The sequence below is a fragment of the Pseudomonas sp. BAV 4579 genome (genome assembly GCF_009765395.1).
GTDB lineage: Bacteria > Pseudomonadota > Gammaproteobacteria > Pseudomonadales > Pseudomonadaceae > Chryseomonas > Chryseomonas aestiva.
This window is the reverse complement of the sequence record NZ_WHOV01000024.1, coordinates 24,412-43,873: the sequence shown is the minus strand read 5'-3', so window position 1 is coordinate 43,873 and position 19,462 is coordinate 24,412. Positions and strand designations below refer to the sequence as shown.

General features: G+C 66.2%; 9 protein-coding genes. 2 read left to right on the top strand and 7 right to left on the bottom strand.

Annotation, left to right across the window (positions count from 1 at the left end; genetic code table 11):
• Window positions 1-48: 48 nt before the first annotated feature.
• The 3 genes from selO to GSQ95_RS07330 all read right to left on the bottom strand — a co-directional run bounded on the left by selO (window position 49) and on the right by GSQ95_RS07330 (window position 6,722).
• Window positions 49-1,509 (bottom strand): protein adenylyltransferase SelO, encoded by a 1,461-nt coding sequence (gene selO / locus GSQ95_RS07340; protein ID WP_158889458.1) that lies wholly within the window; start codon window positions 1,507-1,509, stop codon window positions 49-51.
• A gap of 30 nt (window positions 1,510-1,539) precedes the next feature.
• Window positions 1,540-4,884, bottom strand: coding sequence for a mechanosensitive channel MscK (mscK, locus tag GSQ95_RS07335; protein WP_158889460.1), 3,345 nt, complete (start codon window positions 4,882-4,884; stop codon window positions 1,540-1,542).
• A 98-nt stretch (window positions 4,885-4,982) separates the two neighbouring features.
• Window positions 4,983-6,722 carry a potassium/proton antiporter gene (locus GSQ95_RS07330; RefSeq protein WP_158889462.1) on the bottom strand — a complete coding sequence of 580 codons (1,740 nt, stop codon included), beginning with the start codon at window positions 6,720-6,722 and terminating at the stop codon, window positions 4,983-4,985.
• A 129-nt stretch (window positions 6,723-6,851) separates the two neighbouring features.
• Here GSQ95_RS07330 and GSQ95_RS07325 point away from each other — a divergent pair, with 129 nt between their 5' ends.
• Complete coding sequence (locus tag GSQ95_RS07325; RefSeq protein WP_158889464.1) at window positions 6,852-7,688, top strand: 23S rRNA (adenine(2030)-N(6))-methyltransferase RlmJ; 837 nt, start codon at window positions 6,852-6,854, stop codon at window positions 7,686-7,688.
• A gap of 124 nt (window positions 7,689-7,812) precedes the next feature.
• On the opposite strand, the gene msrA is transcribed toward GSQ95_RS07325, so the two are convergent.
• From msrA to aceE, 4 genes are all read right to left on the bottom strand, one after another.
• Entirely contained in the window at window positions 7,813-8,472 is a 660-nt protein-coding gene (msrA, locus tag GSQ95_RS07320; RefSeq protein ID WP_158889466.1) for a peptide-methionine (S)-S-oxide reductase MsrA, read from the bottom strand.
• 81 nt (window positions 8,473-8,553) lie between these two features.
• Complete coding sequence (locus GSQ95_RS07315) at window positions 8,554-11,160, bottom strand: bifunctional diguanylate cyclase/phosphodiesterase (RefSeq protein WP_158889468.1); 2,607 nt, start codon at window positions 11,158-11,160, stop codon at window positions 8,554-8,556.
• A 281-nt stretch (window positions 11,161-11,441) separates the two neighbouring features.
• A complete protein-coding gene (gene aceF / locus GSQ95_RS07310; RefSeq protein WP_158889470.1) occupies window positions 11,442-13,430 on the bottom strand; it encodes a dihydrolipoyllysine-residue acetyltransferase in 1,989 nt (662 codons plus the stop codon).
• A 28-nt stretch (window positions 13,431-13,458) separates the two neighbouring features.
• Window positions 13,459-16,101 carry a pyruvate dehydrogenase (acetyl-transferring), homodimeric type gene (gene aceE, locus GSQ95_RS07305; RefSeq protein ID WP_158889472.1) on the bottom strand — a complete coding sequence of 881 codons (2,643 nt, stop codon included), beginning with the start codon at window positions 16,099-16,101 and terminating at the stop codon, window positions 13,459-13,461.
• Between the two features lie 329 nt (window positions 16,102-16,430).
• Here aceE and glnE point away from each other — a divergent pair, with 329 nt between their 5' ends.
• Complete coding sequence (gene glnE, locus GSQ95_RS07300; RefSeq protein WP_158889474.1) at window positions 16,431-19,391, top strand: bifunctional [glutamate--ammonia ligase]-adenylyl-L-tyrosine phosphorylase/[glutamate--ammonia-ligase] adenylyltransferase; 2,961 nt, start codon at window positions 16,431-16,433, stop codon at window positions 19,389-19,391.
• Window positions 19,392-19,462 lie beyond the last annotated feature (71 nt).

Genomic DNA, 19,462 nt, shown 5'->3' with positions numbered 1-19,462 from the left:
CCTTTTCAACGCAGTTTGGCCGACGCGCAGCAGGTTATAAATGGGCTCTCAGGACGAGCAGCTGATCTCCAGGTGCTTGCCCCAGTCCGGCGGCCGCTGGGCGAAGCGCTCGCGTCCCGGCTGGGCCTCGAAGGGGCGTGACAGCACCTCGTGCAGCAGGCGCACCTCGCGGTAGTCGCCCACTTCAGCCTGCTCGATGGCCTGCTGGGCCAGGTAATTGCGCAGCACATACAGCGGATTGACCGCATTCATGCGCGTGGTGCGGTCGGCTGCGGTACCGCCTTCGGCCTCCAGGCGGGCGCGATAGGCCTGGCCCCAGTCGTCGAAACCGCGCAGGTCGATGAAATCCTCGCGCACCCGGGCCAGCGCCGCGGCAGGTTCGTCTTCGCCCAGCTGACGAAAGAACAGGTGATAGTCCACGCCGCCCTGCTGCATCAGGGCCAGCAGGCGCTCGACCAGTTCCTGGTCTTCGTCCCGCGCGTCCTGCAGACCCAGCCGACGGCGCATCAGGTCGAGATAGTGCGCCTGGTACAGCGGCAGGAAGAGGGCGATGCTCTCCTGCAGCGTCTCCACCGCCATCTTGGGCGTCAGCGCCTGGGCCAGGGCCGCCAGGTTCCAGTGGGCGATGGGCACCTGGTTGCTGTAGGAGTAGCGCCCGGTGTGATCGGAATGGTTGCAGATGAACTGGGCGTCGAAGTCGTCGAGAAAGGCGAAGGGGCCGAAATCGAAGGTGAGCCCCAGAATCGAGAAGTTGTCGGTGTTCATCACCCCGTGGCAGAAGCCATAGGCCTGCCAATACGCGATCAGCCGGGCGTTGCGCTCCACCACCTCGCGAAACAGCGCGGCCCAGGGCTCAGGCGTCGTCAGCAACTCGGGAAAGTGCGCGGCCAGCACATGCTCGCCCAGCTGCTCCAGCAGCTGATGCTGGCGGGTGTAGTAGAAGTATTCGAAATGGCCGAAGCGCACGTGGCTGGGGGCCATGCGCAGCAGGGTGGCGCCGGTTTCCAGCCGCTCGCGCACCACCTGGGTGGCGGAGCCGATCACGCACAGGGCGCGGGTGGTCGGAATGCCCAGGGCGTGCAGGGCTTCGGAAGCGAGGAATTCGCGGATGGAAGAACGCAGCACGGCGCGGCCGTCGCCCATGCGCGAGAAGGGTGTGAGACCGGCGCCCTTGAGGTGCAGGTCCCAGTGCTCGCCGCGGTCGTTGACCGCCTCGCCCAGCAGCAAGCCGCGGCCATCGCCGAGGCGGGGGTTGTAGGAGCCGAACTGATGACCGGAATAGACCATGGCCCGGGGTTCGGCGCTGTCCCAGAGCTGTGCGCCGGCAAACACCTGGGTGAATTCGGGCGTGTCGGCCACCGCCGGGTCCAGATCCAGCAGGGCCAGGGCCGCTGGCGAGGCCACCACCAGCCGCGGATCGTCCAGCGGTCGAGGATCGATGTGGGTGGAGAAGTCATCGCCCAGGCGGGCGAATCTGTTGTCGAAGGTCAGGTCGAGCAGCTGTTTCATGGGTATTCCGGATCGTCTGCGCAGGGGCCGTCAGGCCTTGGGTGGCTTGGGATCCTCGGCCTCCTGCTGGGCATCCCCTTCAGGTAGGAGAGTCGTTTTGCCCAGTTGTTTCTCCGCACCGTGACGATTCTTCAGGGTGATCTCCATCTGCGGCGTCGACAGCAGATTGATGCCGGCGTCGCGCAGCAGCTGGTCGACCCGGCGAATCAGCTCGTCGGTGGCGGCGCTGCGATCGCCCAGTTCTCGGACATAGATGCGCAATTCGTGATCCAGGGTGGTGGCGCCATAGTGGGTGACGAACAGCGAGGGTTCGGGGTCGTGCAGGACGCGCGCATTCTCCTTCACCGCCTGCATGATCAGCTGTTGCGCCTGGGCCAGGTCGCTGCCGCGATTGACGCCGAAGGTCAGCACGATGCGGGTAACGGTGTCGGTCAGCGTCCAGTTGATCAGCTGGCTGGTGACGAAGGTCTTGTTCGGCACCACCACCGACTTGCGGTCGGCATCGGTGATATGGGTGGCGCGGATGCGAATCTTGTTCACCGTGCCGGTCACGTTGCCGATTGTGATGAGGTCGCCGACGCGCACCGGGCGCTCGAAGAGGATGATCAGACCGGAGATGAAGTTACCGAAGATCTCCTGCAGACCGAAACCCAGACCGACCGAAAGGGCGGTGGCCAGCCATTGCAGCTTGTCCCAGCTCACCCCCAGCGTCGCCAGGGTGGTCACGGTGCCGAAGCCGACGATGACATAGGACAGCAGGGTGGTGGTGGCGTAGGCGCTGCCCTGGGCCAGATTCAGGCGTGACAGCACCAGTACCTCCAGCAGGCCGGGCAGGTTGCGCGCCAGGGCGACGGTGAGGCCGGCGATCACCAGGGCGATGATGAACACCCGCAGCGTCAGGGGGACCTGGGTGGCGGCGGCGCCGGTGCCGCTGGTGTACTGGTAGAGGGTGACGTTGTCCAGGTAGGAGAACACCGCCACCACGTCGGCCCAGACCAGGTAGAGCACGCCGAGGAAGGCCAGCAGCAGGGTCAGGCGCAACAGCCGCGAGGACTGCTGGTTGACCTGCTCCATGTCCAGGGTCGGCTCCTGCACCACCTCGACGCCCTCGGCGTCTTCCTGCTGCGCCTGGCGCTTCTGGATGGCGCGCTGGTAGGCCAGGCGCCGCGCGGCCACGCTCAGGCCGCGGGCCAGGGTGGCTTCGAGGATGATCCAGGCCATCAGCACATAGAGGGTGTCCACCAGGCGATCGGTGAGCTTGAGCGCGGTGTAGTAGTAGCCAAAGAGCACGGCGAAGAACAGCACGGCCGGAATGGCGGTGATCATCAGGCCGAGCAGCAGGCGGAAGAACGGCAGGCGCTCGCGGGCGGTGGCGTTGAGCAGGGAGCGACCGAGCATCCAGGCCAGGCTGGCATAGGCGACCAGCACGATGAGGATGCCGAGGACGTCGTCGGCGAGGCCAGCCAGCTGGCGCTCGGCGATGGCCACCACCGCCATCAGCGCCAGGGCCAGCAGTCCCACCCGTCTGACCAGCCGGCGCAGCGACTGCGCCTGGGGCCGGGCCCAGCGGAAATGGGTCTCGGCCACGCCGCCGGAGGCCAGCAGGCGATACACCGTGTAGAACACCAGCCAGCCGGCGGCGATTTCCAGCAGGGCCGCGCCGATGGCGGCGTTGACCCCGCGTTCGTCACCCTCCAGGGCCACCCCGCCCAGCCAGAGCACCAGACTCGCCGGCAGGCCCAGCAGGATGGTGAGCAGGATCGCCTGGGGCGTGTGCAGCTGGCTGTCGCGCTGATAGTGGCCGATGTCCTGGTTGAGCTTGTGGACCCGCCCATAGAGGCGCGGACGCTGCCAGATCAGGGTGGCGAAGGCCAGCACCAGCGGCAGCAGCAGCAACGGTCGCTCGGCCAGGCCGACATAGAGTTCATGCAGGCTGGAGCCCCAGGGCACGTCGCGCAGCTGCTGCAGCAGCTTGCGCGGCGCGGTCTTGACCCAGTTCCAGTCCAGCGGCTTGTTGCTGGGAATCCAGAACATCTGCTCGTCGAGGGTGCCGCGCAGGCTGGTGATGGTGCTGCGCAGCTGGTTCTGGTTGAGCTGCAGGTCGATGGATTCGCTGAGCAGGGCATTGAGTTCGGTGTTGAGGCGTTCCTGCAGTTCGCTGCGGGTCTTGAGCAACTCGAGCAGTTGCTGACGCAGCTGCGGGGTGGCCTTTTCCGGCGGCTGCTGGGCCAGCAGATTGTCGACGTAGCCTTCCGGACTGGCGATCTGGGCGCGCTGCTGATTGAGTTCGAACTGATAGAGGCGCAGATCGGCGATGTCGTCGGTGAGGTCCTTGTTGACCTTGACCGAGGGCAGTGCCGCCCGCTGCTGATAGAGCAGCTTGGACAGCAGCACGCTGCCCTTGAGCACGCCGATCTGCTGTTCCATGTTCTCGGTGGTCTGCTTGAGCTGGTCCAGCTGCTGACGCGACTCGAGATTGCGGCGATTGAGGTCGTTGAGGCGATCGGTGGCGCGCAGCAGGTAGTCCGACAGCTGCAGATTGAGTCCGGTCTCCTGGGACAGCACATCGTCCCCGGCGGTCTTTTCCGATTCGCGGGAGGCTTCGGCCAGGGTCTTTTCCGATTGCTGGCGGCGCTTGCCGCTGATCAGCGTCTGCAGGTCCAGGGTCTCCTGCTCGTAGCGCTTGACCTGCTCGGTGAAGAGTTCGCGGCGGATGGCCCCCAGGTCCTGCAGCACGCTGTTGCCGCCCAGTTCCTGGCGCAGCAGTTGGATCTGCGCATTGGCGGCCGCCTGTTCCGCCAGCAACTGACCGCGTCGCTCGGCGGTGAGCGGCTTGGCGTTCTCGCGCCCGTTCTTGAGCAGATCGGCGATCTGCTGCAGGCGCGTCTGCAGATTGGCGATGTCCACCTGGGCGCGTTCGGGGCGGGTCTGGGCATTGATCACCAGACTGTTGGCCGCATTGAGATCGTCCTGCACGCTGTTGAGCGCCAGACTGGTCTCGCTCAGACGCTGCTCCAGGGCCTGGGGCGTGGCGCCGGCATAGCGCTGTTCGGCCGGTTTGATCGGCTCGGCGCGCAGTCGCGCCAGTTGCCGCTGGGCATCCTTGATCTGCTGCGGCGCCTGGGCCAGTTGCTGGCGCAGATCGGCCAGCTGCTTGACGTACTGGTCGCGCTGGTCGAGCAGCTTGAGGGTCTGCTGCAGACTGTCCTGGGCGGCGCTCTGCTCGGGGGCGGGCAGCTTGCGATCGGCCAGCCCGTTCAGATTCTGCTGCACCTGCTGGGCATCGGGCGGCCCGGAATCCTGAGCCACGGCGGGAAGGGTGAGCAGACAACCGCAGAGAGCGGCGGCGCGAAGCAGAGCGGACAGGCGTTGCATGCGGCGGACGTCGGGCAGTGGAAAGGCGCGAGGTTAAAGCGGCGCTGCCGAGGGCGCAAGACAGCGCCTTTCAAGGCGCGAACCCTGTTCATCCACGGTTAAAGAAAGAGCGCGGGTCCGCTGCTGCGGCCTTCGGGAAACTTCACGCCGACCTTGCGCACGCGCTTGTTCTCGATGGCCGCGACGATCCAGACCAGGCCGTTCCATTCCACCAGGTCGCCGACGATGGGTTCGCCGCCGATCTCGTGGGTGATGAAGCTGCCAAGGCGCTGGTTGCCGTCCACCTCGCCCAGTTGCAGGCCGTACAGCGCGGCCACGGCGCTGAGTTCGGCGTCGGCTTCCAGGACGAAGTCGCCGAAGAATCTCTGGGTCTGCTGTGGCGCCTGGCTGAACAGCCGGCCCAGGGCCGGCAGGTCGTGCTCATGGCCGACCACGCAGAGGATGTCGCCGGCTTCCAGGGTGGTACTGCCGGAGGGGTGCAGCAGGGTCTCGCCGCGGAACAGCGCGGCGATACGGGTACCCTCGGGCATCTTCAACTCGCGCAGGGCGGCGCCGATGCACCATTTTTCAGCGCCCAGGCGATAGATGAACAGCTCCCATTCGCTGGTCGGGTGGACCTGCAGCCCGGCGCGGGAGAAGGGCGCCGGCTCCGGTGGCACCGTCACCTTGAGCAGCTTGGCGGCCAGCGGCAGGCTGGAGCCCTGCACCAGCAGCGACACCAGCACGATGAAGAAGGCCACGTTGAAGAACAGCTGGGCCTGGGGCAGTCCGGCCATCATCGGGAACACCGCCAGGATGATGGGGACCGCGCCGCGCAGCCCGACCCAGGCGATAAAGGCCTTTTCGCGATCGTGGAAGGCGCGGAAGGGCAGCAGGCCGATGGCCACCGACAGCGGGCGGGCGACCAGGATCATCCACAGCGCAAGGCCCAGGGCGGGCAGGGCGATGGGTAGCAGGTTGTGCGGCTCCACCAGCAGGCCCAGCACCAGGAACATGCCGATCTGCGCCAGCCAGGCCATGCCGTCGAGCATGTGCAGCATGCCGTGGCGGCTGCGGATCGGCAGATTGCCCATCAGCAGACCGGCCAGGTAGACCGCGAGGATGCCACTGCCGTGGGCGGTGTTGGTCAGGGCGAAGATCAGCAGGCCACCGCTGATCGCCAGCAGCGGATAGAGGCCGTCGGCGAGATGGATGCGGTTGATCAACTGCAGCAGCAGCCAGCCGCCGCCCAGGCCGATCACCCCGCCGATGGCGAATTCGCTGACGAAGTGACCGAGCAGACTCCAGCTGAAGCCACTTTCGCCACTGGCGAGCATCTCGATCAGGGTAACGGTGAGAAACACCGCCATGGGATCGTTGCTGCCCGATTCGATTTCCAGACTGGCCGTGACCCGCTCATTGAGGCCGCGGCCGCCGAGCAGGGAAAACACCGCCGCGGCATCGGTGGAACCGACGATGGCGCCGATCAGCAGGCCCTGCAGCAGGCTGAGGTCGAACAGCCAGGCGGCGGCGACCCCGGTCAGGCCGGTGGTGATCATCACCCCCACGGTAGCGAGCGACAGCGCCGGCCAGAGCGCCACCCGGAAACTCGACACCCGGGTGCGCATGCCGCCGTCGAGCAGGATCACCGCCAGCGCCAGGTTGCCCACCAGGTAGGCCATCGGATAGTTGTCGAAGGCGATGTGACCGGGACCGTCGATGCCGGCGAACATGCCGACCACCAGGAAGATCACCAGAATCGGGATGCCGACCCGCGAGGAAATCGAGCTGACCAGAATCGACAGGCCGATCAGCACCGCACCGATCAAGAACAAGCTGTTGATGGTGACAGCGTCCAAGCGTGACTCCTGGGGTAAAGAATTGAAGACCCTGGGGATTTAACCCGCTGGGTGGCCGGGGTGTCAAAGCGCGACGCCGCTGGCGCCCGAGGAAGACGGTACACTGTAGGGCTGACGCTGGAGTATCCCATGAATTACCGACACGCCTTCCACGCCGGCAATCACGCCGATGTCTTCAAGCACGCCACCCTGTTGCGCCTGGCCGCGCTGCTGGCGCGCAAGGAGACGCCCTTCGCCTATCTGGACAGCCATTCCGGCGTCGGTCGCTATGACCTGGCCGGCGATCAGGCCAGTCGTACCGACGAATGGCGCGAAGGCATCGGACGGCTGTGGGCCCTGGAGTCCGCGCCAGCGGCCTTTGTCGGCTATCGCGAGGCGGTGGCGGCGCTCAATCCCGACGGCGCGCTGCGCTACTACCCCGGCTCGCCCGAGCTGATGCGTCAGGCCCTGCGTCCCCAGGATCGCCTGCTGCTCAACGAGCTGCATCCGGAGGATGGTCGCCTGCTCAAGGAAAACATGGCCCGTGATCGGCGGGTCGCGGTGCACCAGAAGGATGGCTGGCTGCTGCCACGGGCGCTGCTGCCGGTCCCCGAACGCCGGGCCTTGCTGCTGATCGATCCGCCCTTCGAAAAGGCCGACGAGCTGGAGCGTTGCGTCAAGGCGGTCGCGGAGGCCATCGGCCGGATGCGCCAGACGGTGATCATGCTCTGGTATCCGATCAAGGATCGCCGCCAGCTCAGACGCTTTCATACCGGTCTGCAGGCCAGCGGCGCGCCCAAGCTGCTCAACGTCGAATTGCTCATCCGTGCGGCGGACGATGCTACCCGGCTCAATGGCTCGGGGTTGGCCATCGTCAATCCGCCGTGGGGACTGGAAGAAGAGTTGCGCGACTTGCTGCCCTGGCTGGCCGAACATCTGGCCCAGGGCGAAGGCAGCTGGCGGCTGGACTGGCTGATCGCGGAATAGCGAGGCCCGGCGCTGTTGGGCTTCGCTGCGCTCAACCCAACCTACGGGAAAGGTTGGCGCAGGTTGGGTTGCGACGGCTCTAGCGCCGAAGCCCGACAAAGAGAGCCGCCGCAGCGGCTCGGGATCAGACCGCCAGGCTGGGCGGCAGACAGACGCCGGTGCCGGCCAGGCCGCAATAGCCGTTGGGATTCTTCGCCAGATACTGCTGGTGATAGGCCTCGGCGTAGTAGAAGGGCGGCAGCGGGGCGATCTCAGTGGTGATCTCGCCATAACCGGCCTCGGCCAGTTGCGCCTGGAAGGCAGCCTGGCTGGCTTCGAAGGCTTCCCGCTGACTGTCGTCGGTGTAATACAGCGCCGAGCGATACTGGGTGCCGACGTCGTTGCCCTGGCGCATGCCCTGGGTCGGATCGTGGGCTTCCCAGAAGATCTTCAGCAACGCTTCCAGCGAGGTCTGAGCCGGATCGAACACCACCAGCACCACCTCGGTATGACCGGTCAGGCCGGAGCACACCTCTTCGTAGGTCGGATTGGGGGTATGGCCGCCGGCGTAGCCCGCCGCGGTGGTCCAGACCCCTGGCTGTTGCCAGAAGCGCCGCTCGACGCCCCAGAAGCAGCCCATGCCCACCACCAGACTCTGCAGACCGGTAGGGAAGGGACCTTGCAACGGATTGCCGTTGACATAGTGGGCCGCGGGCACGGCCATGGCCGTCTCGCGGCCGGGCAGGGCCTGCTCGGCGGCGGGCAGATGAGTCTTCTTGGTCAGGATTTCGGAACGCAGGACCATGGGATACCTCGTGGGAAAGGGCCAGGCGAAAAGCTCAGTGTACGCAAAATCGCAGCAGCGGGGTCTAGTCCGCGCGGCGGGTCAGCGCGTCGGCAGGTAACGCGCCAGGGCGGCGTCGAGCTGGTCGGCCGGGATGGGCTTGTCGAATAGATAGCCCTGGCCGATATCGCACCGATGGTGACGCAGGAACGCCAGCTGTTCGGTCGTCTCGATGCCCTCGGCAACCACCTGCAGCCGCAGGTTGTGGGCCATGGCGATCACCGCGGAGGTGATTTCCATGTCGTCCTGGTTGTCCGGGATGTCCTTGATGAAACTCCTGTCGATCTTGATGACGTCGATGGGGAATTTTTTCAAGTAGCTGAGCGACGAATAACCGGTGCCGAAGTCATCCATCGCCAGGCTCATGCCCAGGCGCTTGAGGGCTTCGAGGGTGTTGCGGGTGGCGTCGGTGGCATCCAGCAGGAGGCTTTCGGTCAGTTCCAGCTCCAGACGCTTGGGCGTGATGCCCTCCTCGTCGAGGATGGTGACGAAGGACTGCACCAGGTCGGGATCGGTGAACTGCTTGGGCGACAGGTTGATGGCGATCTGCAGATCGTCGAAGCCGGCGGCGTCGAGGCGATGCAGCTGGCGGCAGACCTCGCGGATGATCCATTTGCCGATGGGCACGATGAGCCCGGTTTCCTCGGCGATGCTGATGAACTGGTCCGGGCGGATCATGCCCTTTTCCGGGTGCTGCCAGCGGATCAGGGCTTCCAGGCCGAGCAGCTTGGCGCGTTTCAGGCAGACCTTGGGCTGGTAGTGCACCAGCAGTTCGTTCTGTTCCAGGGCTCGGCGCAGATTGTTCTGCACGAACAGCTTGTTGCTGGCTTCGGCGATCAGCGCCTCGGTGAACACCTGGACCTGATGGCCGCCGGTGGCCTTGGCCCTGTGCAGCGCGAGGCCGGCGTGCTTGATCAGGGTCTGCGGATCGGTCTCGTGCGGCCGCGCGGTGGTCAGGCCGATCGAGCAGCTGATCAGGGTCGGGTGGCCCTCCACATAGAGGGGCGGATCCAGGGCCACGAGGGTGTCGCGGGCCAGGCTGTCAGCGGCGACCGCATCCATGCCTTCGAGCAGCACGGCGAATTCGTTGCTGGCGATGCGGGCGATCAGTGCGCCCTTGCCCAAGGCGCTGCGCAGGCGCCGGGCCAGACCCACCAGCAACTGGTCGCCGATGCGATGACCGAGGCTGTCGTTGACCCTCTTGAAATTGTCGACGTCCACCAGCAGCAGCGAGTGTTCGCGACTCGGACTGGACTGCTCCAGGCGCGCTTCCAGGCGGGCGATGAAGTGGCTGCGGTTGGCCAGCCCGGTGAGGCTGTCGCGAAACACCAGTTCGTCATTGTGCTGCTGGGCGAAGCGGGTCTTGCTGGTGTCCTGGAAGATGCCCAGATAGCCCTGCAGGTCGCCATTGGGCTGCTGGATCTTGGACAGCGACAGCTGGCCCCAGTAGGTCTCGCCGTCGCGACGATAGCAGCGCAGTTCGCCTTGCCAGCTGTCCTGGTGCGCCAACCGCTGCCAGGCTTCGTAGAGCAGCTCGCCCCAGTTTTCCAGGGCTGGCAGGGATTCGACGTGCAGGCCCTGCAGCTTGCCGATGGGGTATCCGGTGATCCGCGCGAAGCTGTCGGTGGCGTGCTCCAGGCAACCGCTGGCATCCAGCAGCAGGAAGGCATCGTTGCTGGCCTCCATCACCCGGGTCAGGGGGTGGGCGACCTTGGGCAGAGGCTCCGGCTGCAGGAGGAGGGCGGCCAGGCATTCCGCCAGGCTGCGGGCGAAGGTGACGTCCTCGGCTTCCCAAGTGGCCGCGCGGTCCCGGCGCAGGCAGAGCAGGCCGATCAGCTGATTGTCATGCAGCAGCGCTACGTCCAACGCCGTTCCGCCTCCGGTATGGGGCGGGTGCAGCACCTGACTGGCGTCTTCGATCACGCCCTGTTCGCGCAACCGGCGCCGGTGGTCGCTGCACAGCGTCGGCAGGCGCTCTTCCTTGCACAGGGTGACGAGGCCATTGCCCTCGTAACGCCACAGGCTGAGTTCGTCCGCGGCAAAGGCGGCCGGGCCCTCGGCGCGCAGCAATTGCACCAGTTCGTCGTCGACCGGCGCCTGGCGCAGGGCCAGCCGGGCCAGTTCGAGCAGCAGGGTCTGTCGCGCCTGGGCCATCCCCAGCCGTTGCTGGCTGTGGTCCTGGCTGTCCTGCAGGAGCGCCAGGGTGGAGCGCAGGGCCAGGTTGTGGGCTTCCCATTCGCCGGCCAGGGCGTCGTCGTTCATCACTCGCAGCAGATAGCCGCGCAGCAGCGGGCGACCATGGCGCTGCAGGCTTTCGCCCACCTCGACCACCTGGTACGGGGCCGTAGGGGAGTGGAACAGGTAGCGCACCTGATAGCTGCCGTGCTCGGCGAGTTGCAGCTGGATGTCTTCGTGCAGGCGATGACGGACACTGGGCTCCATCAGGCTGGCATAGGGGGCATCGATGAGCGAGCACAGCGCCTGGGCAGGCAGGCCAAGGCTGGCTTCACAGCGGGAATCGAGATAGAGCATCGCCCAGGAGGCTTCATTCAGACGCTCGAAACGCAGCAAGCCCAATCGGGCAGGAGCGCTGAGCGCGCCCGCCTGATCGGCTACCGCGGCATCGGCAGCATCGGAGTGAATACTCATGCGAGGGTCCGCGTCCTTGTGAAGACGGAAAGATGTCCTAGGTTTATCGGAAAGGACAGACAAATCATTAATCCTTTTTCCTCTCCGCCTCGCCAGCACGCTGGGATGGCTGTCAAGGTTGCCCGATAGAGGTCGGCCCATGCAAGGGGCGGCGCTCGGGGCGTCCATCCTACCTTTTTCCTGGATCTTTCGGTTGATCTGGCAGCAAAAACCCCGCCTGAGCGGGGTTTTTGCGCTACACCAAAAGACGGTAGCGGGCAGCCGTTACCGTCCTGTGGCGCTTACAGCAGCAGGCCGCGGATTTCCGCCAGCAGATCGCCCAGGCGCTTGGTGAAGCGCGCGGCGGCCGCCCCGTTGATCACGCGGTGATCGTAGGACAGCGACAGCGGCAGCATCAGGCGCGGCTGGAAGGCCTTGCCGTCCCAGACCGGCTGCATGCTGGCCTTGGACACCCCGAGGATCGCCACTTCCGGAGCATTGACGATCGGCGTGAAGCCGGTACCGCCGATGTGACCCAGGCTGGAGATGGTGAAGCAGGCGCCCTGCATGTCGTCGCCGCTGAGCTTCTTGGTCCGCGCCTTTTCCGCCAGCTGGGCGGCTTCGGCGGCGAGTTGCAGGAGGCTCTTCTGGTCGACGTTGCGGATGACCGGGACCAGCAGGCCGTCCGGAGTGTCCACGGCGAAGCCGATGTGCACGTACTTCTTGCGGATCACCGCCTTGCCGCTGGGGGCCAGGGAGGCGTTGAAGTCCGGCAGTTCCCTGAGCACATGGGCGCAGGCCTTGAGCAGGAACGGCAGGATGGTCAGCTTGACGCCGGCCTTTTCCGCCACGGCTTTCTGGCCGACCCGGAAGGCTTCCAGATCGGTCACGTCGGACTGGTCGAACTGGGTGACGTGGGGCACGTTCAGCCAGCTGCGATGCAGGTTGTTGGCACCGACCTGCATGAGGCGCGTCATCGGCACCTCTTCGATCTCGCCGAACCTGCTGAAGTCCACGGTGGGGATCGGCGGGATGCCGGCGCCACCGGTGACGCCCGCGGCCGCGGCCGGAGCCGCCTTGCTCTTCTGCAGCTGATCCTTGACGTAGGTCTGGACGTCTTCCTTGAGGATGCGACCCTTGGGACCGGTCGGGGTGACCTCGCCCAGATCGACACCGAACTCGCGGGCGACCATGCGCACCGCCGGGCCGGCATGGACCTTCTTGCCCTTGCCGGCGGCAGGGGCGCTGGCGGGAGCGGCGGCCTTGGCCGGAGCCTCGGCTTTCTTCTCGGGTGCCGGCGCGCTGGCGGCGGCGTTGCCGGCAGCCGGCTTGGCCGCCTGCTTGGGCGCGGCACCGGCCACCTTCAGGGTCAGGATCAGATCGCCGGTCTTGGCCTGGTCATTGACCTTGATGGCGACGCTTTCCACCACGCCCGCCTTGGGCGCCGGGATTTCCATGCTGGCCTTGTCGGACTCCAGCACGATCAGCGACTGCTCGGCCTTGACCTGGTCACCGGCCTTGACCAGCACCTCGATGACGTTGGCACTGCCGGTGGAGCCGATATCGGGGACCTTGATCTCCTCGACCGATTCACCGGCCGGCTCGGCGGCGGCTTCCTCGTGCAGCTCGGGCTCGGCAGCTTCCTTGGCGGGCTTGTCGCCGGCCTTGGATTCGACGCTCTTGCTCGGCTTGGCATTGGCGGCGCCCTTGAGGACCAGGATCAGATCGCCGGTACCCACTTCGTCGCCGACCTTGACGGAAACGCTCTCCACTACGCCGGCGGCGGGGGAGGGGATTTCCATGCTGGCCTTGTCGGATTCCAGGGTGATCAGCGTCTGCTCGGCGGCGATGGTGTCGCCGGGCTTGACCGCCACCTCGATGATGCTGGCCTTGCCGCTGGAACCGATGTCCGGAACGTGAATTTCCTGGGACTCGCCTTCGCCGGCGGACGCCGAAGCGTCCTCGTCGCCGGCCGGCGTCGGGGTTTCGCTTTCCTCGACCTGGGTCTGCTTGGACTCGGCCTTGGGCTCGGCGGCGACTTCGCTGCCGCTGGCGGCGTCCTCGCCTTCCAGGTCGATCAGCAGATCACCGGTCTTGAGGGTGTCGCCGACCTTGATGTGCAGGGCGGCGATCTTGCCGGCCTTGGGGGCCGGAATCTCCATGCTGGCCTTGTCGGATTCCAGCACCACCAGGCTCTGTTCGGCCTCGACGGTATCGCCGACCTTCACCAGCAGCTCGATGACTTCGCCGTCGCCACTGCCGATGTCGGGTACGCGGATGGTCTCGCTCACAGTTGTTTCCTCTTATCCGTGTGCCGCATCAGCAATCCAGGGGATTGCGCTTCTCGGTGTCGATGCCGAACTTGGTGATGGCGTCGGCCACGACCTTGCGTTCCAGCTTGCCTTGGTTGGCCAGCGCCTGCAGAGCGGCGATGGCGACCCAGCGACGGTCGACCTCGAAATGATCACGCAGCTTCTTGCGGCTGTCGCTGCGACCGAAGCCGTCGGTACCCAGCACCTGGAATTCGGTGGGGACCCACTGGCGGATCTGGTCGGCGAACAGCTTCATGTAGTCGGTGGAGGCGATGACCGGACCCTGGCGCTCGCCCAGGCACTGCTCGACGTAGGTCAGGCGGCGCTCTTCCAGCGGGTGCAGGCGGTTCCAGCGGTCGACGGCCAGGCCTTCGCGGCGCAGTTCGTTGAAGCTGGTGACGCTCCAGATGTCGGCGCCGACACCCATCTCGCGCAGCAGGCTCGCAGCCGCGCGGACCTCGTTGAGGATGGTGCCCGAGCCCAGCAGCTGGACGCGGTGCTTGAAGTCGCCTTTCTCTTCTTCCAGCAGGTACATGCCCTTGATGATGCCTTCCTCGACACCCTGGGGCATGGCCGGCTGCTGGTAGTTCTCGTTCATCACGGTGATGTAGTAGAAGACGCTCTGCTGCAGTTCCATCATCTGATGGATGCCTTCGCGCATGATCACCGCCAGCTCGTAGGCATAGGTGGGATCGTAGCTGCGGCAGTTGGGGATGGTGCCAGCCAGGATGTGGCTGTGACCGTCCTCGTGCTGCAGGCCTTCGCCGTTCAGGGTGGTACGGCCGGAGGTGCCGCCCAGCAGGAAACCGCGGGTCTGGGCATCGCCCGCCGCCCAGGCCAGGTCGCCGATACGCTGGAAGCCGAACATCGAATAGAAGATGTAGACCGGCAGCATGGGCTGGTTGTAGTTGCTGTAGGCGGTACCGGCGGCGATGAAGGAAGACATGGCGCCGGCCTCGTTGAGGCCTTCCTGGAGGATCTGGCCGTCCTTCTCTTCGCGGTAGTACATCACCTGGTCGCGATCGACCGGCTCATAGAGCTGACCGTGGGGCGAGTAGATGCCCAGCTGGCGGAACATGCCTTCCATGCCGAAGGTACGGGCCTCGTCGGCGAGGATGGGCACGATGCGCTTGCCCAGGTCCTTGTCCTTGACCAGTTGCGACAGGATGCGGCCGAAGGCCATGGTGGTGGAGATCTCGCGATCGCCGGAGCCGTCCAGCACCGCCTTCAGGGTTTCCAGGGGCGGGGTGGGGATGCTCAGACTGCGCGCGCGACGCTGGGGCAGGTGACCGCCCAGGGACTCGCGACGACTCATCAGGTACTTCATCTCGGCGCTGTCGTCGGCCGGACGATAGAAGGGCAGTTCGCTGAGCTGGGAATCGTTCAGCGGGATGTCGAAGCGATCACGGAATTTCTTCAGCGACTCCACATCCACCTTCTTGGTGTTGTGCGCGGTGTTCTTGGCTTCGCCCGCACCGGTGCCGTAGCCCTTGATGGTCTTGGCCAGGATGACGGTGGGCTGGCCCTTGTGATTGACCGCCTGGTGGTAGGCCGCATAAACCTTGTAGGGGTCGTGACCGCCACGGTTGAGCTTCCAGATCTCGTCGTCGGACAGGTCCTCGACCATCTTCAGCAGCTCGGGGTTGGCGCCGAAGAAGTGCTTGCGCACATAGGCACCGTCCTTGGCCTTGTAGTTCTGGTATTCACCATCGACCACGGCGTCCATGCGCTGCTGCATGCGGCCTTCGGTGTCGCGGGCGAACAGCGGATCCCACATGCGGCCCCAGAGGACCTTGGTGACGTTCCACTCGGCGCCACGGAAGATGCCTTCCAGTTCCTGGACGATCTTGCCGTTGCCACGGACCGGGCCGTCGAGGCGCTGCAGGTTGCAGTTGATGACGAAGATCAGGTTGTCGAGGTTCTCGCGGCCGGCCAGGGAGATGGCGCCCAGGGTTTCCGGCTCGTCGCACTCGCCGTCGCCGATGAAGCACCAGACCTTCTGCTTGCCGGCGGGGATGTAGCCGCGGTTCTCCAGGTACTTCATGAAGCGCGCCTGGTAGATGGCGGTGATCGGACCCAGACCCATGGACACGGTCGGGAACTGCCAGAAGTCGGGCATCAGGTGCGGGTGCGGGTAGCTCGACAGGCCCTTGCCGTCCACTTCCTGACGGAAGTTGTTCATCTGGTCTTCGGAGAGGCGGCCTTCCAGGAAGGCACGGGCATAGACGCCGGGGGACGCGTGGCCCTGGTAGTAGATCAGGTCGCCGCCGTGCTCTTCGTTGGGCGCCTTCCAGAAATAGTTGAAGCCGATGTCATAGAGGGTGGCGCTGGAGGCGAAGGTGGAGATGTGACCACCCAGATCCGGATCCTTGAGGTTGGCGCGCATGACCATCGCCAGGGCGTTCCAGCGAACCAGCGAGCGGATGCGTCGCTCCATGAACAGGTCGCCCGGCATATGGGCTTCCTTGGTCACCGGAATGGTGTTGCGATAGGGGGTATTGATGGAGTAGGGCAGCTGGGTACCACTGCGGGTAGCCAGTTCGCCCATGCGGGTCATCAGATAATGAACGCGCTCCTCGCCTTCGTGGTCGAGGACGGACTCCAGGGCGTCCAGCCATTCCTGGGTTTCGACGGGATCGAGATCTTGCATGGCTTGCTCCAGGGCGGAAAGGCTTCCAAAATCGGTCGCCTCAGGGTCGCCGCCGGCCTCTTGGGGGCAGCGAAAATTCTTGGATTTATGACCGGACGGTTCCGATCAGCGTGTAGTTTTACTACAAATTCAAATCCGTTTCAGCTCCGAGCTGTAATGCGATAAAAAACAATTCGACGTTTGTCGAACGCGCTGCTCGAGGGCTCGCGAACTCCGAACCACGGGCGTGAAAACGGTTCCCGCTCGGACCAGGTGGTCCGTCGGAATGTCCCTGGTAGGGGGTTCGCGGCAGGGTGGTGGGGTTCGACCGTCCCTGCGCAGGACTGCCCATGATACCCCTCCTTCGTCCCGAACTGCCTCCGACTCTTGTCGCCTGTGCCGAACTCGCCGACCGGCGCCTGGCCGACGCCCTGGCCCCGCTACCCGCGGCGGCGGCCCGCGAGGCGAACTGGTCCGCGCCGCTGCGCGCCGAGTGGCGGCGGGTGGCCGCCCTCAGTGATTTCGTCGTCGAGCAGTTCTGCCGCCTGCCCGAGCCTTGCCTGGCGCTGGTCGACAGCGGCGATCTGGAGCTGTCGCTGGCGCCGGGGGCGATGGCGCAGCGCCTGCGCGAGGCCCTGGCCGACTGCCCGGACGAAGCCGAGCTGGGACGCCGGCTGCGGCGCTTCCGCATGCTGCAGCAGGTGCGCATCGTCTGGCGCGACCTGACCCGGCGCGCCGATCTGGTGGAGACCTGTCGCGACCTCAGCGACCTGGCCGACGCCTGTATCGACCAGGCCTGCGCCTGGCTCTATGCCGAGCAGTGCAGCCAGTTCGGCGTGCCGACCGGGCGCCACAGCGGTCAGCCCCAGCAGCTGGTGGTGCTGGGCATGGGCAAGCTCGGTGCGGGAGAGCTGAATCTGTCGTCCGATATCGACCTGATCTTCGCCTATGGCGAGGGCGGGGAGACGCGCGGCGCGCGGCGCGAGCAGGACAACCAGGAATTCTTCACCCGCCTCGGGCAGCGACTGATCAAGGCGCTGGACGCCACCACGGTGGAGGGCTTCGTCTTTCGCGTCGACATGCGCCTGCGACCCTATGGCAGCGCCGGCGCCCTGGTGCTGAGCTTTGCCGCCATGGAGCTCTATTACCAGGACCAGGGCCGCGACTGGGAACGCTACGCCATGATCAAGGCCCGGGTGGTCGGCGGCGATCAGGCCAGCGGCGCCGAGTTGCTGACCCTGCTGCGGCCCTTCGTCTATCGGCGCTATCTGGATTTCTCCGCCATCGAAGCCCTGCGCAGCATGAAGCAGTTGATCCGCCAGGAGGTGCGCCGGCGCGGCATGACCGACAACGTCAAGCTGGGCGCGGGCGGCATCCGCGAAGTGGAATTCATCGCCCAGGCCTACCAGCTGATCCATGGCGGGCGCGATCCGGCGCTGCAGCAGCGCCCGCTGCTCAGGGTGCTGACCAGTCTGCGCGAGCGCGACTATCTGCCGGCCGCGGCGGAAGCCGAGCTCCGCGAGGGCTATTGCTTCCTGCGTTATGTGGAGCACGGGCTGCAGGCCATCGCCGACCAGCAGACCCAGACCCTGCCGGTGGACCCCCAGGGCCGGGCGCGGGTGGCCTTCCTCATGGGGCATGCCGACTGGGATGACTTCAGCGCGGCGCTCGACGGCTGGCGCAGCCGCATCGACTGGCACTTCCAGCAGACCATCGCCGATCCCGAGGAGGAGACCCAGAGCGCCGAGCTGGAAGACAGCTGGCTGCCGCTGTGGGACGACCTGCTCGACCCCGAGGAGTCTCTGGCGCGACTGCGCGCGGCGGGCTTCCAGGCGCCGGAGCAGGCGCTGGAATTGCTGGCCAGTCTGCGGGCCAGCGGCCAGGTGCGGGCCATGCAGCGCGCCGGTCGCGAGCGCCTGGATGCCTTCATGCCGCGGCTGCTGGATGCGGTCAGCGCCGACGAGCAACCCGATCGGGCGCTGGAGCGGGTGCTGCCGCTGGTGGAAGCCGTGGCGCGACGCTCCGCCTACCTGGTCCTGCTCAGCGAGAATCCGCCGGCCCTGGCGCGGCTGCTGGAGCTCTGCGGCGCCAGTGCCTGGGTGGCCGAGCAGATCACCCGCTATCCGGCGCTGCTCGACGAACTGCTCAACGAGGGCCGGCTCTATCATCCGCCGCAGAAGCCGGAACTGGCCGCCGAATTGCGCGAGCGCCTGATGCGCCTGCCCGAAGAGGACCTGGAGCAGCAGATGGACGTGCTGCGTCACTTCAAGCGCGCCCACAGCCTGCGGGTGGCGGCGGCGGAGATCGCCGGCAGCCTGCCGCTGATGAAGGTCAGCGACTATCTCACCTGGCTCGCCGAGGTGATCCTCGAAGAGGTCTTCGGCCTGGCCTGGCGCCAGCTGGTGCAGCGCCATGGCACGCCGCAGCGGCGCGACGGCTCGCCCTGCCAGCCGGACTTCGTCATCGTCGGCTACGGCAAGGTCGGCGGCATCGAACTCGGCCATGGCTCGGACCTCGACCTGGTGTTCATCCACGACGCCGATCCCCTGGCCGAGACCGATGGCGCCAAGCCCATGGATGGCGCCCAGTTCTTCAATCGCCTCGGCCAGCGCATCATCCATCTGCTCACCACCACCACCCCGGTGGGCACCCTCTACGAGGTGGACATGCGCCTGCGGCCGTCCGGCGCGGCGGGGCTGCTGGTGAGCTCGCTGGAGGCCTTCGAGCGCTACCAGCAGAGCGAGGCCTGGACCTGGGAACACCAGGCCCTGGTGCGCGCGCGGGTGGTGGCGGGTTGCCCGCGGCTTGGCGAGCGCTTCGACGCGGTGCGGGCGCGCATCCTCGGTCGGCAGCGGGAGCTGGCGACCCTGCAGGCCGACGTGGCCGGCATGCGCGACAAGATGCTCGACAACCTCGGCACCGCGGTGACCGCCGGCGGACTGGGGCCGAACGCGCGCCGGCCGGAGCAGCGCTTCGACCTCAAGCAGGATGCCGGCGGTATCGTCGATATCGAATTTATGGTCCAATATGCCGTTCTGGCCTGGTCGTGGCAGCATCCCGAATTGCTGCGTTTTCCCGACAACATCCGCATCCTGGAATCCCTCGAAGCGGCTGGTCTGGTACCGGCCACGGACGCCATTGCCCTGCGCGAAGCCTACAAGGTCTACCGCGCCGCGCTGCACCGCCTGGTGCTGCAGAAGCAGCCGGGCAACGTGCCGGCCGACGGCTTTCTCGCCGAGCGCGACGAAGTGCGCCGTATCTGGCACGGCCTGGGGCTGGACACGCCGTCCGGCAATCCGGCCACCTTTTAGGCCGTCATCAGTAAGGAGAGGCAAGATGTCGATGTCCGTGCGCGAGCTTTCGATCAGGCCGGGCCTGAGGG

Excerpts from the sequence above, each read along its gene's own strand:
- mscK (WP_158889460.1), bottom strand. The coding sequence starts at position 4,884 with ATGCAACGCCTGTCCGCTCTGCTTCGCGCCGCCGCTCTCTGCGGTTGT.
- msrA (WP_158889466.1), bottom strand. The coding sequence starts at position 8,472 with ATGGTCCTGCGTTCCGAAATCCTGACCAAGAAGACTCATCTGCCCGCC.
- aceE (WP_158889472.1), bottom strand. The coding sequence starts at position 16,101 with ATGCAAGATCTCGATCCCGTCGAAACCCAGGAATGGCTGGACGCCCTG.
- selO (WP_158889458.1), bottom strand. The coding sequence starts at position 1,509 with ATGAAACAGCTGCTCGACCTGACCTTCGACAACAGATTCGCCCGCCTG.
- GSQ95_RS07315 (WP_158889468.1), bottom strand. The coding sequence starts at position 11,160 with ATGAGTATTCACTCCGATGCTGCCGATGCCGCGGTAGCCGATCAGGCG.
- GSQ95_RS07325 (WP_158889464.1), top strand. The coding sequence starts at position 6,852 with ATGAATTACCGACACGCCTTCCACGCCGGCAATCACGCCGATGTCTTC.
- glnE (WP_158889474.1), top strand. The coding sequence starts at position 16,431 with ATGATACCCCTCCTTCGTCCCGAACTGCCTCCGACTCTTGTCGCCTGT.